The 16,130-nt window shown below is 60.9% G+C and carries 12 protein-coding genes; 6 read left to right on the top strand and 6 right to left on the bottom strand.

Going from position 1 to position 16,130, the window contains the following annotated elements; all coding sequences use genetic code 11:
• Window positions 1-27: 27 nt before the first annotated feature.
• From ACHPFG_RS00485 to aspA, 4 genes are all read right to left on the bottom strand, one after another.
• Window positions 28-4,638, bottom strand: coding sequence for a hypothetical protein (locus ACHPFG_RS00485; RefSeq protein ID WP_431701315.1), 4,611 nt, complete (start codon window positions 4,636-4,638; stop codon window positions 28-30).
• Between the two features lie 107 nt (window positions 4,639-4,745).
• Window positions 4,746-5,723 carry an asparaginase gene (locus tag ACHPFG_RS00480; protein WP_167655908.1) on the bottom strand — a complete coding sequence of 326 codons (978 nt, stop codon included), beginning with the start codon at window positions 5,721-5,723 and terminating at the stop codon, window positions 4,746-4,748.
• Window positions 5,724-5,800: 77 nt separating this feature from the next.
• On the bottom strand, window positions 5,801-7,246 hold the full coding sequence (locus ACHPFG_RS00475; protein ID WP_131697690.1) for an alanine/glycine:cation symporter family protein: 1,446 nt from the start codon (window positions 7,244-7,246) through the stop codon (window positions 5,801-5,803).
• A gap of 392 nt (window positions 7,247-7,638) precedes the next feature.
• Complete coding sequence (gene aspA / locus ACHPFG_RS00470) at window positions 7,639-9,063, bottom strand: aspartate ammonia-lyase (RefSeq protein ID WP_025854459.1); 1,425 nt, start codon at window positions 9,061-9,063, stop codon at window positions 7,639-7,641.
• 182 nt (window positions 9,064-9,245) lie between these two features.
• Between aspA and ACHPFG_RS00465 the strand changes: the two genes are divergently transcribed.
• The 5 genes from ACHPFG_RS00465 to ACHPFG_RS00445 all read left to right on the top strand — a co-directional run bounded on the left by ACHPFG_RS00465 (window position 9,246) and on the right by ACHPFG_RS00445 (window position 12,945).
• Window positions 9,246-10,154, top strand: coding sequence for a LysR substrate-binding domain-containing protein (locus tag ACHPFG_RS00465; protein ID WP_010566930.1), 909 nt, complete (start codon window positions 9,246-9,248; stop codon window positions 10,152-10,154).
• A 237-nt stretch (window positions 10,155-10,391) separates the two neighbouring features.
• Entirely contained in the window at window positions 10,392-10,883 is a 492-nt protein-coding gene (gene purE, locus ACHPFG_RS00460; protein ID WP_003176980.1) for a 5-(carboxyamino)imidazole ribonucleotide mutase, read from the top strand.
• A gap of 11 nt (window positions 10,884-10,894) precedes the next feature.
• Window positions 10,895-11,980 (top strand): 5-(carboxyamino)imidazole ribonucleotide synthase, encoded by a 1,086-nt coding sequence (locus ACHPFG_RS00455; protein ID WP_131697689.1) that lies wholly within the window; start codon window positions 10,895-10,897, stop codon window positions 11,978-11,980.
• Window positions 11,981-12,085: 105 nt separating this feature from the next.
• Window positions 12,086-12,331, top strand: a complete 246-nt coding sequence (locus ACHPFG_RS00450; RefSeq protein ID WP_005792540.1) for a GlsB/YeaQ/YmgE family stress response membrane protein — start codon at window positions 12,086-12,088, stop codon at window positions 12,329-12,331.
• A 77-nt stretch (window positions 12,332-12,408) separates the two neighbouring features.
• Entirely contained in the window at window positions 12,409-12,945 is a 537-nt protein-coding gene (locus ACHPFG_RS00445; protein ID WP_041161056.1) for a DUF3299 domain-containing protein, read from the top strand.
• A gap of 24 nt (window positions 12,946-12,969) precedes the next feature.
• Here the strand turns inward: ACHPFG_RS00445 and ACHPFG_RS00440 are convergent, their stop codons facing one another.
• Window positions 12,970-13,869 carry a D-hexose-6-phosphate mutarotase gene (locus ACHPFG_RS00440; RefSeq protein WP_431701314.1) on the bottom strand — a complete coding sequence of 300 codons (900 nt, stop codon included), beginning with the start codon at window positions 13,867-13,869 and terminating at the stop codon, window positions 12,970-12,972.
• 57 nt (window positions 13,870-13,926) lie between these two features.
• The gene (locus ACHPFG_RS00435) at window positions 13,927-14,331 is read right to left on the bottom strand and encodes an acyl-CoA thioesterase (RefSeq protein WP_003176975.1); all 405 of its coding nucleotides are present in this window, start codon (window positions 14,329-14,331) and stop codon (window positions 13,927-13,929) included.
• Window positions 14,332-14,742: 411 nt separating this feature from the next.
• On the opposite strand from ACHPFG_RS00435, the gene ACHPFG_RS00430 reads away from it, so the two are divergent.
• A complete protein-coding gene (locus tag ACHPFG_RS00430) occupies window positions 14,743-16,032 on the top strand; it encodes an MFS transporter (protein WP_431701313.1) in 1,290 nt (429 codons plus the stop codon).
• Window positions 16,033-16,130: the final 98 nt, after the last annotated feature.

Raw genomic sequence — 16,130 nt, 5'->3', positions numbered from 1 at the left:
AATTCCCATGCCGCAGGCACCCGTTGATCAGAGGCCGAAGAATAGTCGGCGTGCCTGTTCCAAGTTGATTTCGCTACGGTAGTAGTCAAGCAGTTCCTGCGAGTCCAAGCCGTTGGGGGTGTCGGTAGTCAGGCCCAGGTTGCGCTGAGCGGGTGTTTTCAAGCGGGCCTTGATGAACGCCTTGGATTGCGTCCAGGACGTCGAATAGTGAAAGTGGGCATACCAGAGTACGTCATGGGTAACACGGTCCGTGATGGTGTACTCATCCAGGTAGTTCGGTCTGGCGCTCTTGAGCCGCTGTCGACTCTTGGTTTTCTTCAGGGTGATTTCGCGGCGCTGCTGGAGCCATTCCACGCCGGCAATAGTGGGTGGCCGTTCCTTGATCATGCGCCGTATGTGCTGGGCGGCGTCTTGGTAGAGTTCGGCCGCGGCCTCCTTGAGTTTTCGGCTGAGGATGGCCGCAGAGCGCTGCTGTTGAGTGCCGAGTTGCGGTCGCGACAAGGCTTGTTCAATGGCCTGGCCGGTTTCTTCCAGCAGCAGGGCGTGCTGGTGATACAGGTACTCGATACCGATGGCGGTACGCGCCGTCTTTTTCGCCTGCTCGTCGGCACGCTCCTTGAACGCCGTCAGGCCATCGAGAAAGGCCTGGGCCTTATCAAGGACTGTCTGGATCTGCGGTGTCGCAGGATGCGATGGCGGTGGCGTGGTAACGCGCTGGACCCACAAACCCTGATCTTTTTTGTGGTAGGTCGCGATGATTTGTTGAGTGATGGGCGACTTGATATCCACCAGATCGGTCTCAAGCCCGACGGAGGTCATTCGCGGCTCGCCGATCAATACGCCGTTGTAGCGGGTATTGATGAATTTTTTCTGCGCCCTGGGCGGTGTGGGTGGCGGTGTGGGTCGGCTCCTGAGGGCGTCGCGGTCGACATGCAACAGCGTCAGTTGCCGCTGCGCATCCTGGGAGTAGGCGCGCATTTTCTGGCGTAGGGATTCCAACTGTTCGGGAACGACGGCGTCGGCGAAGTCTTGTAGCAGGTCCTCCAGACGTTCATTGATGACCGCGAATTGTTCGATCAGGCTGCCCAGCGCTTCAATACGTTCATCCAGACGTGCTTCGCTGCGCTCAAACAAGGTATCGCGCATGGCCTGGACCGCAATGTCAGCGGTATCGACGATCTTGTCCAATGCGGCCCAGGCCTCAGGCGCGCTACCAACAGAGGCTTCATCCAGGCACAGATTGCGCGACATGGTCACCTGCAAGGCCTTGAGGTCATCACTGCTGTAGGAAGGCATTCGCTTTTTCCGCAACTGGATCTGGTGCAAGCCCTCGGAGGACAGTTGGCGTAGTTGTTCGAAGCGTGAGTGCACGTAATCCAGGCGTTCGATCATGTCCTGATTCAACCTGGTGAGTTGTCGCGCATCTTCGATATGCCGTTCCTGAGGGGCGCGGGCCTGGCGTTCGATCTGCTCCAGTACCTTGCGAAAGGCTGGAGTGAATGTGCTTTGGACCTCCTTGATACCCACTTCGGATAATTCCAGTTGGGCATTCAAATAGGCGATGGCCCTGGGCTGATAGTCTGGGATGGGATCAAACACGTGCAGTTGCTTGAGTTGTTGCAGGGCCGTTTCATAGTCCGAATGCTGGGTGGCGAGTTTTTGCAGATAGTGCTGGCGTTGCTCGTCGGCCGAGGTCTCGAGCGCTTCGGTCATTTCCGTGCGGGCTCGTTGCAGGTCCAGCGACAACGTTTTTTTTGAGTTCTCAAACGCTTGCAGTTTTTCGCGCAACTGCTTGGCAGTTTCCGTGGCCTGCAGGCTGGCGCGTCTGATCGCGCGTTTGGGGCCACCGCCACGCAGGCGCAGGCGACTGTCGATAAACCATTGACCTAGAGCATTGTGGATCAGGGCCGGGCCGATACGTTCTGGTTTAGTTGGATCAATGATGAACACTGGCTCGTCCGGTTGCGCCGATACCTCGAACCAGCGTTGGCCGACGGGTACGTAGTATTTCTGGCCTGAACGGTAGAGGTGTTGGTGAGTACCTGCCTTGGTGATGGGGCTACTCAGCGTCGCGGGTTTTTCGACCTTGAAGCTCTCCAGCAGGGCGCGTAGTTGTTCGGTGCGGCGGTTGACCGCGCCACTGATGTTCAGCGGGGAAATAGTGTCGGCAGGCAGGTTGGATGATGCGTTGTCGGCCAACTGCTTGACGACGATCGCCTTAGCGACGGTTTTTTCAGCCGGCGGTTCTGGCTCACGCTGGGCGGCGAGTGCTTTGCCGGTGTGCTGATGCCGTGTGGCGATATGCAGGGTGATCGCCAGGCCCAGATTGAGCAGGACGTCAGTGATGGCGGCCCATTGCGCGGGTTTGTCCTGTTGCTGTTCGGCATCGACGAACTGTTGCAGTTGATCGAGAACCTGCCAGATCCACAAGGCGGTGCCCAGGGTCGGGCTGAGGAAGGGCAGCACTGCATTGAGCAGGTTCCAGCCAGCCTGCTTGAGCGTTGCCCAGCGGCTTTCGGCGTTGGAGACCGACTGGCGATCGGCCAGGGTCACTAATGCCTGGGCGTTGGCAGTGAACAGCGTGGCGAGCAGGTCATCGTTCAGCACGGCGTTGCCCAGCACCATCGGGCCGCTCAGGGTCCACAGTTTGTCAGGCTCCACCAGATAGTCCGCAACGGCCCAGGGAGAGGGCAGGTCCCCTGGGAATACGTAGTTGGCGTAGTCTTCGCGCACAGCGTCGGGCAGCCAGGCCAGTACCGAGTTGCGCAATTCGGGCGACTGCGTCACGGCGTAGATCAGGTTGGCAGGCGAGGCGTATTGAACCAGCGGCGGGTTGAACAATGGGCGGTAGAGCAGGCAGGGACCGGCAGCAGGATCGGACGGGCCGATGACATACATGTTGGCCACCGCGTCGTAGGTCCCTGCACTGCGCCGTTTAGGGGCAAAGGCCAATTGGCGCATGACAATAGCCTGGCCATCCACGTTGTGTTCATGGGTGTCGAGTTCCATCAGCGCGGCGATGTAGCGGTATCCCAGTTCATTAATCCCGTCCTGCTGACGAAGCTTGCTCTGTAGCGCCATCAGCGGCAGTTGGATGCGCATGTGTTGGGTGTACAGCGCTTTGCGGCGCGCGGACTCCTGGCGCAGGTCCAGCAATTTAGTGTTGATCAGCTCGGGGTAGGTCTTGCCGATATTGACCTGCTGAATAACGTTCTCCACGTAGTCGACGGTCATCCATTCGGGCAGTGCCACTGCGTTATCCAGTTCAATCGTTTTGTTGCCCAGGGGCAGCGCAATCAGGTTCTGCAGGGCCAGCTCCACGAGTGTGAAGGTGGTTGTGTTGTAGACGCCCGGAACAATGAAGGAACCCCAGGTTTCCAGGCTCTTGACGCGCACGAGGATTTTTTCAAAAGACAGGTGCCCGGCGGTTGGGTGGTCCAGGAGAATCTGATCCTTGATTTGGTCAAGGGCGTATTTCTCGATGCCGGGGATGTCCTCCAGGTAGGACGCGCCGGCATGCGCGCTGTTAAGCGCCGCCAGGTCCTTGAGCAGACGTGCGTAGCGGTTGAGGTCACTGGTCGAGGCGCTGCTCAGCCAATCGGGCAAGGCGTCGCGATACCATTCAAGCCCGGGCCCTTTTTGTGCGGGCGCAGTATCCGGTCCCGGGGTTGAATTCAAAGCGTTGTTGACCTTGCTCGGACTGTCTTCGCGCAGTTCTGAAAAACTCATGGCGCCGACAGCGTCAACTTGCTGAGCGATGTAGGCGCAGGCCAGATGATCAAAAAAATTGCCTTCGGGCTCGAACAAGCGCCAGTTGAGTGAAGGGCGGTTTGTCTGTGGTCCGAGATGGTCCGGCAGCGATTTGCCCAATTGCTCCAGAGAGTCGAATTTCTCGTAGCCCTTGAGCAGTGAGTAGCTGAGGATGATCGTGCGTTCCTGATGCCGGCCCGACAGTAACGCGATCTGCAACGCTTTGAATCCCTTGCTCTGTGTGCCGTCCGGCTGTTCGATTTCGATCATGCAGGCTTTGCTCGCATAGGGATCATCGATTTGTCGAGTGGCGCGTTCGGGCAGGTGAAACAGTCGGCGTGCCAGGGCGCAGTCGGTTTCGTCCCATGCTTCAACTTCCTGGACGTTCCAGCCATTACGCAGGGTGTTGGACAGTTCCTGCCAGCGCGGGCCTTTGGCGTTGCTATCGTTCCAGAAGTTGACCAGGTGCTCCTGGAAAGCGCAGAGCATGACCGGGGCTCTGGTGTTGAGGATTTTCGCAACATCGGTCGTGCGCACGGGCAAATGCACAGGCGGATCGGTGAGCGGGTACCGTGTGAGAAAGTGCTCTCCCTCGATGCACAGCGTCGGTATCGCCAGTACCGCCTGGCGGACCAGCAGGTCACTGAGTGCGTGATACTCGGGCGGCCCGGCAACGATCTGGTCGTCGAGGAGGTGCCAGGTCGGCACGCCCATCAAGGTGCTGCCCGGGTCGATGTTCAGGGTTGCGTATTGCTCATTCAGCGCCTGACGCAATAATTCGGTGGCGGCCTCTCTGAAGGAAGGCCCTGCGTAGAATTGAGCAATCAGCTCCAGTGTCGGGTCATTGTTCTTGAGCTGTTTCTGGGCGGTGGGGGTTGCAGAGGTCATGAGGGGTTCCTGTCGTGCCGGTTGATGGAAACAACCCGAGGCAGAGGCTCGGGTTTTCCATGCTAGGCACCGACAGGTCGCTGGCGAGAGTGACTATGTATCGAATCTCAACGCAGCTCTTCACACAGGTCCAGTTCGACCAGGCGGCGAATCTCGGCGTTGGGCAGGCCCGCACCGATCAAGGCATTGAGCTTGCCGAACGCGGCTTCCCGGGTCATGCCGCCACCGGACAGCACGCCCACGCTGCGCAAGCGGCTGCCGGCTTCGTACACATCCAGCTCCACGCCACCTTCATGGCATTGGGTGATTGCCACGACCACGATGCCGTTTTCTTCTGCTCGCTTGAGGCTGGCGAGAAACGCAGGGTTGTCGCTGGGCCCGGTGCCACTGCCGAAGCATTCCAGCACCAGCGCCTGGATGCCGCTGTCGACCAGTGCATCCAGTTGCGCTGCGCCGATGCCCGGGACCAGCGGCAACACGCCGACATTCGCCAGGGCCTTGGACTGGCGGTAATCCAGGGCGGCGGGAAGCGCTTCGGCCTTGGCCACACCGCCGTTGCGCTGCAACGCGGCAAACGGATGACGACCAAAACTGCGGATCTTCGCGCAGCGGGTCGGTGCCATCAGCGCGCCGTGGAAGAACAGGTGCACGCCGGGTGCCAGGCCTTCGCCCAACGCCAGCAGGGCACCGCTGACGTTTTCCCAGGCATCGCTGTCGGGTACGCCGGCCGGCAACATCGAGCCAGTGAACACCACCGGTGCCGGCAAGCCCAGCAATTGGAAGCTCATGGCTGCCGCGCTGTAGGCCAGGGTGTCGGTGCCGTGCAGGATCAGCACCGCGTCGCAACCCTCGTCAACGGCCTCGACCACGGCGCTGCGCAGGCGCTGCCAATAGGCGGGGGTCATGTTGGCGCTGTCGATCAGCGGGGACATTTCCCGGAAGCGCCAGGCGGGTACTGAGACGTTGGCGAGCTGTTCGCGCATGCGCGCTTCAAAACCGGAGGCGGGGGCCAGGCCATTGGCGCTGGCCTGCATGCCAATGGTGCCACCGGTGTAGAGCACCATGATGTTATTAGCTGGTTGCATCAAAGAATCTCCTGAACGAAAAACGCCGCCGGGCCCAGAGCATGCCCAAGGCCAGGCGGCGTGTCATCTGTCTACGCTCAGCGTTGCACTTGAGCGTTCAGTTCAGCCGCTGGGGCCGCTTGCGGTTTTACCGGATTGGCCGGCCAGGCCTTGCGGTCCAGGTCCAGGTCAGGGAACTGGCTGGAGTCGAACACCGGGGTCTTGATGCCTGCCGCGCGCTGGTTGTCGTAGTCGTTCAGGATGCGCATGGCAATCTTGAACAGGAACGCCAGGGCGAACAGGTTGACGAACGCCAGCATGGTCATGGTGATGTCGGCGAAGGCGAACACGGTGCTCAGGTTCTCGATCGAACCCCAGAAAATCAGCACCAGCACCAGCGCGCGATAGCCCATCAGCACCTTGCGGTTGTTGCCCACCAGGAAGCGCAGGTTGCTCTCGCCCAGGTAGTAGTTGTACATGATCGAGGTGAACACGAACAACGCCAGGGCCACCGAGATAAACATGCGGCCCCAGTCACCCACTACGGCAGCCAGGGAGTTCTGGGTCAGGGCAATGCCGTCGCCTTCAAAGCCTGGGGTGTAGAAGCCGGAGAGCAGGATCAGCAACGCGGTGCAGGTGCAGATCACGAAGGTGTCGAGGAACACGCTGAACGCCTGGACCACGCCTTGGGCGATCGGGTGTTCTACCGAAGCGACGGCCGCTACGTTAGGCGCACTGCCCAGACCGGCTTCGTTGGCGAACACGCCGCGTTTCACACCCATGATGATCGCGCTGCCCACCAGGCCACCGAAGGCTTGGTCCAGGCCGAAGGCGCTTTTGACGATGGTCGCGAGCATGGCCGGTACGTGGTCGAATTGCAGCACGATCACATAGAGGGTCACGGCGATGTAGATCAGGGTCTTGACCGGCACCAGCAGGTCGGCGATCGAAGCGATGCGCTTGATCCCGCCGATGAATACCAGGCCCAGCAATGCCGCCAGGGCCAGGCCGGTGTAGGTGGTGTCGAGGCCGAAAGCATTGTTCAGCGAGTGGGTCACGGCATGGGCTTGCAGGCCGTTGAAGGCAAAGCCGAAGGTCACCAGCAGCAGGAACGCCATGACCATACCCAGCCAGCGCTTCTGCAAACCGTGCTGGATGTAATAGGCCGGGCCGCCACGGTAGGTGCCTTCCGCGTCAGTGCGTTTGTACAACTGGCCGAGGGAGCACTCGATAAAGCTCGAAGACATGCCCACCAGCGCGGTGACCCACATCCAGAACACGGCACCCGGGCCACCCAGGGTCACGGCAATGCCGACACCCGCGATGTTACCGGCACCGACGCGGCCGGCCAGGCTGAGCATCAGCGCCTGGAACGAGCTGAGTTGGTCGGAGCTGTTTTTCAGGCTGTCGCGAAACACCGAAAACATGTGGAAAAAGTGACGCAATTGAACGAAACGCGAGCGGATCGTGAAATAACCGCCGAGCCCGACAATGAGCACGATCAGTACTTTCCCTGAGAGGAAGTCGTTGATGACTTCGAGCATGGAGTGTTCCTCGCTGATTTTTCTAATGGCAAACGCAGGACGGTCCTACCCTTCGCATAGCACCAGGCAGTGCGCGACGGTTCGACCCCAATCCTTTTGCGGGTGTTGTTATTCATGCGCTATCGCGTGTATCCGGGCCTCGTTACCGACGGCCGCAGGCGCGAAGAGGGGCGGCACTATACCTAGGCGAACGTGATCCGTCTGCTCGGGCTGATTAAAGGTTTCAGCCAAGCTGTTACAGGCAAGGAGGGTTTGCAGGGCGATATTGGATTTTTTATGGGCGTCATTTCACAACCTTGAGGCAAAAAAAAGGGCCTGAAGAACGAGCCTTCAGGCCCTCAAAAGGTGAGAGGTGTCTAGTCCCTCAACCTGGTGAGCGGTGCAACAAACACTTAGGCCTTCAACGGGACCAAGCGTGGGGCAATCATGTTTTCGGGGCGCAGGATGTCGTCGAGCATGGCGTCGTCGAGCAAGCCTTCTTCGCGCACCAGTTCCAGCACGCCGCGGCCGCTTTCGAGGGCGATACGTGCGATGCGGGTGGCGTTTTCATAGCCGATGTACGGGTTCAGCGCGGTGACCAGGCCGATGGAGTGTTCCACCAGTTCGCGGCAGCGGGCTTCGTTGGCGGTGATGCCGACGATGCAGTGTTCGCGCAGCATGTCCATGGCGCGCTGCAGCAGGCGGATCGAGTCGAAGATCTTGAAGGCGATCAGTGGCTCCATCACGTTCAACTGCAACTGGCCGCCTTCGGCCGCCATGGTCAGGGCCAGGTCGTTACCGATGACTTGGAACGCAACCTGGTTCACGGCTTCCGGGATCACCGGGTTGACCTTGCCGGGCATGATCGAGCTGCCTGGCTGGCGCGCCGGCAGGTTGATCTCGTTGATGCCGGTGCGTGGGCCGCTGGACAGCAGGCGCAGGTCGTTGCAGATCTTCGACAGCTTCACCGCGGTACGCTTGAGCATGCCGGAGAACAGCACGAAGGCGCCCATGTCGGAGGTGGCTTCGATCAGGTCGGCAGCCGGGACCACTGGCTGGCCGCTGATAACGGCCAAGCGTTGTACGGCCAGGGCCTGGTAACGCGGGTCGGCGTTGATGCCGGTACCGATGGCGGTACCGCCCAGGTTCACTTCGGTCAGCAGCTCTGGCGCCAGGGTTTTCAGGCGGGCCAAGTCTTCACCGAGGGTGGTGGCGAAGGCGCGGAATTCCTGGCCGAGGGTCATCGGCACGGCGTCTTGCAGTTGGGTGCGGCCCATTTTCAGCACGTGGCTGAACTCGACGCCCTTGGCGGCGAACGCCTGGATCAGGCTGTCGAGGCTGGCCAGCAGCGCGTCATGGCCCAACAGCAGACCCAGGCGGATCGCGGTCGGGTAGGCGTCGTTGGTCGACTGCGCCATGTTAACGTCGTTGTTGGGGTGCAGGTATTGGTACTCGCCCTTGTTGTGGCCCATGGCCTCCAACGCGATGTTGGCGATGACTTCGTTGGCATTCATGTTGGTTGAAGTGCCGGCGCCGCCTTGAATCATGTCCACCACGAACTCTTCGTGGAAATCGCCGCGGATCAGGCGGGCACAGGCTTCGCTGATGGCAGCGTGCTTGGCTTCGCTGAGCTGGCCCAACTCGCGGTTGGCGTCAGCGGCGGCTTGCTTGACCATTGCCAGGCCGACCACCAATTTCGGGTAATGCGAAATCGGAACGCCCGAGAGGCGGAAGTTATTCACCGCTCGCAGGGTCTGGATGCCGTAATACGCTTGGGCAGGTACTTCGAGTACGCCAAGCAGGTCTTTTTCTGTGCGGAATGATGCAGCGGAGGACATGACGGAAATCATCTCGATATGGACCCGGAACAGGCCGGAACGCTGCGAATGCTAGGCCTGTAGGAAATTTTGGGCCAATGCTGTTAAACACTGGCCTATGCATAAACGGCATAATGCACGTGTGACCCGGCTATCATGGCGGGCGTGTGTGCCAAAATGGTGCGTATCCGTGGGAGGCAGCGATGAACCTTGAGAGCAAATGGCTGGAAGACTTCAGCGCCCTGGCGGCGACACGCAGCTTTTCCCAGGCGGCGGAGCGGCGGTTTGTCACCCAGCCGGCGTTCAGTCGACGTATCCGCAGTCTTGAGGCCGCACTGGGCCTGACCCTGGTCAACCGCTCGCGCACGCCGGTTGAGCTGACGGCGGCGGGGCAGCTGTTCCTGGTCACCGCGCGCACCGTGGTCGAACAGCTCGGTGAAGTGCTGCGCCATTTGCATCACCTGGAAGGCGGGCAGGGCGAGGTCATGCAAGTGGCCGCTGCTCACTCCCTGGCGTTGGGTTTCTTCCCGCGCTGGATCGCGCAACTGCGCAACGAAGGCCTGAACATCGCCACACGGCTGGTTGCCACCAACGTCGGTGACGCCGTGCACGCCCTGCGCGAAGGCGGTTGCGATTTGATGCTGGCCTTCTACGACCCGGATGCGGCCATGCAGATGGACGCCGAAATCTTCCCTTCGCTGCACCTGGGCAACACCGAAATGCTCCCGGTGTGTGCGGCCGATGCGGATGGCAAGCCGTTGTTCGATCTGGAAGGCGAGGGCAGTGTGCCGTTGCTGGCCTACAGCGCTGGCGCGTTCCTCGGCCGGTCGGTGCACCTGCTGCTGCGCCAGCGCGCACTGCGTTTCACGACAGTTTACGAAACCGCGATGGCCGACAGCCTCAAAAGCATGGCCCTCGAAGGCCTGGGCATCGCCTGGGTGCCGCAGTTGAGCGTGCGTGCCGAACTGGCTCGAGGCGAACTGGTGGTATGCGGTGGGCCGCAATGGCATGTGCCGCTGGAGATTCGGCTGTATCGCTGCGCGTTGGTGCGCAAGGCGAATGTGCGGTTGTTGTGGCGTAAGTTGGAAGGTGGGGCGGCGCAGAATACCTGAGCCCGCCCACAGGGTTTTGTGGTTATTTGGCTGACTCTTAAGTCAATAAAACCGCCGGTTTGCGCCGCTGGACAGATGGTCATTCCAGGGGCTGTTTATCTGGATTATTACGGTATACTGCGCGGCCTTCGGCCGGTCCAATCGGCCAAATTTCGTACAACAAGCCACGCCGGATTTCCCGCGTGGCTTGTTGTTTTTTGACGCGCCTGCGGGCGCCCAGAGAGAAGAGGCACGACGATGAGTGCATTGGTTGGCGTGATCATGGGCTCCAAGTCCGATTGGTCCACCCTTAGCCACACCGCCGATATGCTGGAAAAACTCGGCATTCCGTATGAAGTGAAAGTGGTCTCTGCCCACCGCACCCCGGATTTGCTGTTCCAGTATGCCGATGAAGCAGAATCCCGTGGCATCGAGGTGATCATCGCCGGTGCCGGCGGCGCAGCGCACCTGCCGGGCATGTGTGCGGCCAAGACTCACCTGCCAGTGCTTGGCGTACCGGTGCAGTCGGCAATGCTCTCGGGCGTCGATTCGCTGTTGTCCATCGTGCAGATGCCGGCCGGTATCCCGGTGGCCACTCTGGCGATCGGCAAGGCCGGCGCGATCAACGCAGCCCTGCTGTCCGCCAGCATCCTGGGCGCCAAGCACCCGCAGTTCCACGCGGTGCTGAAGAAATTCCGTGCTGAACAGACAGACAGCGTGCTGGACAATCCAGACCCACGTATCGCCTGAGGTTGTTGACGATGAAAATCGGTGTAATCGGTGGCGGCCAACTGGGCCGCATGCTGGCCTTGGCGGGCACCCCGCTGGGGATGAACTTTGCTTTCCTGGACCCGGCGCCGGACGCTTGTGCGGCAGCCTTGGGTGAACACCTGTGCGCTGACTACAGCGACCCGGACCACCTGCGCCAACTGGCCGATGAAGTCGACCTGGTGACGTTCGAGTTTGAAAGCGTGCCGGCCGAAACCGTGGCCTTCCTGTCGCAGTTCGTACCGGTGTACCCGAGCGCCGAGGCCTTGCGCATCGCCCGTGACCGCTGGTTCGAGAAGAGCATGTTCAAGGACCTGGGCATTCCGACCCCAGCCTTCGCCGATATCCAGTCCCAGGCGGACCTGGACGCCGCCGTCGCCAGCATTGGCCTGCCGGCCGTGCTGAAAACCCGCACCCTGGGTTACGACGGCAAGGGCCAGAAAGTCCTGCGCACCGCCGCCGATGTGGTCGGCACCTTCGCCGAACTGGGCAGCGTGGCCTGCCTGCTGGAAGGCTTCGTGCCCTTCACCGGCGAAGTCTCGTTGATCGCCGTGCGTGCCCGTGATGGCGAGACCCGCTTCTACCCGTTGGTGCACAACACCCACGACAGCGGCATCCTCAAGCTGTCCGTGGCCAGCACCGATCACCCATTGCAGGCCCTGGCCGAAGACTATTCCAGCCGTGTGCTCAAACAGCTGGATTACGTCGGTGTGATGGCGTTCGAGTTCTTTGAAGTCGACGGTGGCCTCAAGGCCAACGAAATCGCCCCGCGTGTGCACAACTCCGGGCACTGGACCACCGAAGGCGCCGAGTGCAGCCAGTTCGAAAACCACCTGCGCGCAGTCGCGGGCTTGCCGCTGGGTTCCACGGCCAAGGTCGGTGAGAGCGCGATGCTCAACTTCATCGGCGTGGTACCGCCGGTGGAGCGCGTGATCACGATCGAAGACTGTCACCTGCATCACTACGGCAAGGCCTTCAAGGCCGGGCGCAAGGTCGGCCACGCCAACCTGCGCTGCAAGGACCGCGCAACGCTGCAAGCGCAGATCCTCAAGGTCGAAGCGCTGATTGCCGAGCAATAACCCTGGGGTCGGCGGGAACCATTCGGTTATCGCCGTCCTCTGATTGCAGGGTGCCAAAGCCTGTCTAGGCTTTGGCATAGCTCACTTCATTCAGAGGGAAATGCCATGGGTATTATCGGAACCATCTTTATCGGCTTGATCGTCGGCCTGCTGGCGCGTTTCCTCAAGCCCGGCGACGACAGCATGGGCTGGATCATGACCATCCTGCTGGGTATCGCCGGCTCCCTGGCCGCGACCTACGGTGGTCAGGCACTGGGCATCTACCAGGCGGGTCAAGGCGCAGGCTTTATCGGCGCACTGGTCGGCGCCATCGTACTGCTGGTGATCTACGGCCTGATCAAAAAGAAGTAATCAGCCGACAAAGTCCTCTGCGCTGCGCAGGCGCAGAGGGCTAGAATGCTCGCCACTTGTACTTGTCGAGCCTCTCCATGCGCCGTTTTCTGTTGACTCTTCTCTTGCTGGGCTCTGGCCTGGCGCACGCCGGCGAACTGCCGGAAACCGACTGGCTCGACCTGATGCCGCTGTCGGACCAGAAGGCCCTCGAGGCCATGCCCGAGATCGACCACAACTCCCCCGAAGCCCAAGGCACGTTCACCGACAAAGGTGGCCTGAAGCAGAGCAAAGGCTTGCCGGCGGTGATGTATTCCACCAAGACCGTGGCCGCCATGAACGGCAAGAACATCCGCATCGGCGGTTATCCGGTGCCGTTGGAAACCGACGCCAAGGGTCGCAGCACGTTGTTCTTCCTGGTGCCGTACCCGGGCGCCTGCATCCACGTGCCGCCACCGCCGCCTAACCAATTGGTGCTGGTGCGTTATCCCAAGGGGCTGAAGCTGGATGACATCTACACGCCGCTGTGGGTTACCGGTACGTTGAAGGTGGAGAAGGTGAATAACGACCTGGCGGATGCGGCGTATGCGCTGGATGCTGGGAAAGTACGGGTCGTAAAGGAATCCGATCTCTAAGCTTACGCAGAACCCAATGCGGGTTTACAGGGCGATACCGGTAATGCTCACGCCCAGCGTGTGGCTTTCACCTGGGGCCAGGCTCACCACATCATCCAGCACATTCGCCGTCTCGATGCACAGCATGCCTTGCCAGCCATCGTCGGCCATGTCATCGAAGGCCTTGGCGCGTTCAGTCCAGGGGTTCCAGATCACGGTCGATTTCGAGCCTTGGCTGGTGAGCTGGATGCGGCGCTGCCAGTCCTTATCGACGATGTTCAGCGATGAGGGCGTATTGAGGTAGATGCGGTCGGTCTCGGCGCTGAAGTGCAGCAGGCCGGTTTGCGTCTTCTCGCTCCAGCCATCGGCGGTATCGATGTACGCCGAGCCGTCCAGGCCGTCGACCTGCACGTTGCGTACGTCGCTCACGGCGAAGTAGGTGTGCAGCGCCTGGCTAAGCGTGACAGTGTCGTCGCCACGGTTGTGGCTGGTCAGGCGGATGTGCAGTTGATCGTCCAGCAGCAGGCTCAGGGTCAGGTCGACCTGGTGGGGCCAGCCGGGGAAGCCGCCCGCAGGAACCGGTAGTTGCAGGTCCACCCGCAGCGCTTGGCCTTCAAGCGTGGTCCCGGCCAATGCCCAGGTCGCGGTACGCGCGAAACCGTGAGCGCCCGCAGGCTGATCACTTTGGCGCATCGCCTTTACGCTGTGCGGGTTGCGGTCAAATACGCCAAACCATGGCCAGCACACCGGTACGCCGGTGCGGATGCCTTTGCCTTTCTTGAACACCGCCTCGGGGTTCGGCCAAATCAGCGGCTGCTCGCCCTCGCGCCCGTAACTGAATATATGTGCGCCCTGCTGGGCAATCATCAGCTCGGCGCCGTTGTGGCGGATGCGCCAGCAGTCCAGTTCGTCGATCTTTATGGTCTCAACGTGGGGCGTAGGCATAACAGGCACTCTCAATGGCGGGCAATGGGGCAATGGACCGTCAAAATCCCCCGAGGTTTAACGCGCGCGCGAAGGCACCGAACGTGTGCGGCCGCTGCCATCGATAGCGACGAACACAAACACCGCCTCGGTGACCTTGCGCCATTCGCTGGACAGCGGGTCGTCGCTCCACACTTCGACCATCATCTGGATCGAACTGCGGCCGATTTCCAGGGCCTGGGTATAGAAGGACAATTGCGCGCCCACCGCCACCGGCACCAGGAACGCCATGCGATCAATGGCCACGGTGGCCACACGCCCGCCCGCAACCTTGCTGGCCATGGCGGTACCGGCGAGGTCCATCTGCGCGACCAGCCAGCCGCCGAAGATATCGCCAAAACCGTTGGTTTCACGCGGGAGCGCGGTGATTTGCAGGGCGAGATCGCCTTGCGGGATAGGATCTTCTTGTTCGAGTTCGATCATGCCGGGGGTGCCTCTGACCCGTGACGCTTTTTATAGATGTTGCAAAGTGGATAGCCGACTGATGGAAAAACGTTTCAGCACAAACATACTCCGTTCGATACGTTTCTCGTAAGGCGTACTAAAGGGAAACTCTGCCAAACCGGCTGGATGGCACCCAACGGCGTTTTGGCACAGCAGCCCCTCAAGGATGCGGGTCGTGAGCCTGCAAGGGCCGAGTATATCGAGACCCTGGCGTCACGACGACCTCCCGGCGCTCATTTGGTCGGTAAATAGGCGCTGTATCGCGGCTTTTACACGCAACTGTTCTCCTGGCGCTGTGCTTTTACAAGCGATTTGCTATCTTGCCAGACCCGCCGCCAGTCCCGGGCGTGCCGTCCTTATCAAGCTGACTACTATAAGAGAAGCCTTGCCATGTCCTCCGTGCCCGCAAGCAGTGCGCAACCGTCGCGCCCGCTGACCCGCAACGACTACAAAACCCTGTCGCTGTCTGCCTTGGGCGGGGCGCTGGAGTTTTATGATTTCATCATTTTCGTGTTTTTCGCCACCGTAGTCGGAAAACTGTTTTTCCCCGCCGATATGCCCGAATGGCTGCGGATGATGCAGACCTTCGGCATCTTCGCCGCCGGTTACCTGGCACGCCCGCTGGGCGGCATCATCATGGCGCACTTCGGTGACCTGCTGGGTCGCAAGAAAATGTTCACCCTGAGCATTTTCATGATGGCTGTACCGACCCTGATCATGGGCCTGCTGCCGACCTACGCGCAGATCGGCCTGTGGGCGCCGATCCTGCTGCTGCTGATGCGTGTCATCCAAGGCGCAGCGATTGGCGGCGAAGTCCCGGGCGCCTGGGTCTTCGTCTCCGAACACGTACCGCCGCGCCATATCGGCTACGCCTGCGGCACCCTGACCAGCGGCCTTACCGCCGGTATCCTGCTGGGTTCGCTGGTGGCCACTGCGATCAACACTATTTATAGCCCTGAGCAGGTCTCGGATTACGCCTGGCGTATTCCGTTCCTGCTCGGCGGCGTGTTCGGCCTGCTGTCGGTGTACCTGCGTCGCTGGTTGCATGAAACGCCGATCTTCGCCGAAATGCAGCAACGCAAGACCCTGGCCGCCGAGCTGCCATTGCGCGCCGTGCTGCGCGACCACCGTGGTGCCATCGTATTGTCGATGCTGCTGACCTGGCTGTTGTCGGCCGGCGTCGTGGTGGTCATCCTGATGACCCCGACCGTGCTGCAGACCCTCTACCACTTCAGCCCGACCGTTGCGCTGCAAGCCAATAGCCTGGCCATCGTGACCTTGAGCCTGGGCTGCATCGCCTCCGGTGCCCTGGCCGACCGCTTCGGTGCCGGTCGTGTACTGGTTGCCGGTTGCGCACTGCTGCTGGCGACCTCCTGGACCCTGTATCACAGCCTCATGTCCCACCCGGACTGGCTGTTCCCGCTGTACGCCTTGACCGGCCTGTTCGTCGGCACCATTGGCGTGGTGCCTTACGTGATGGTGAAAGCCTTCCCGCCCGTGGTGCGCTTCAGTGGCTTGTCGTTTTCCTACAACGTCGCCTACGCCGTGTTCGGCGGGCTGACGCCGCTGGCGGTGTCGCTGCTGATGAAGGAAAGCCCGATGGGTCCGGCTTACTACGTGGCTGTCCTGTGTGTGATGGGGATGGTGGTGGGTGGGTATCTGTGGAAGCGCGGGCGGTAATATCAGATCAGGAGCAGGCTATGTAGAGGCTAAATGTCTACTTTGCCAGATGGACAGGGTGATTTTTATAAGTGCTGGATGGATATTCAATATCCGAG

The sequence above is a fragment of the Pseudomonas sp. BR20 genome, from assembly GCF_050780135.1.
Classification (GTDB): domain Bacteria; phylum Pseudomonadota; class Gammaproteobacteria; order Pseudomonadales; family Pseudomonadaceae; genus Aquipseudomonas.
This window is presented reverse-complemented; position numbering and strand designations above follow the sequence as displayed.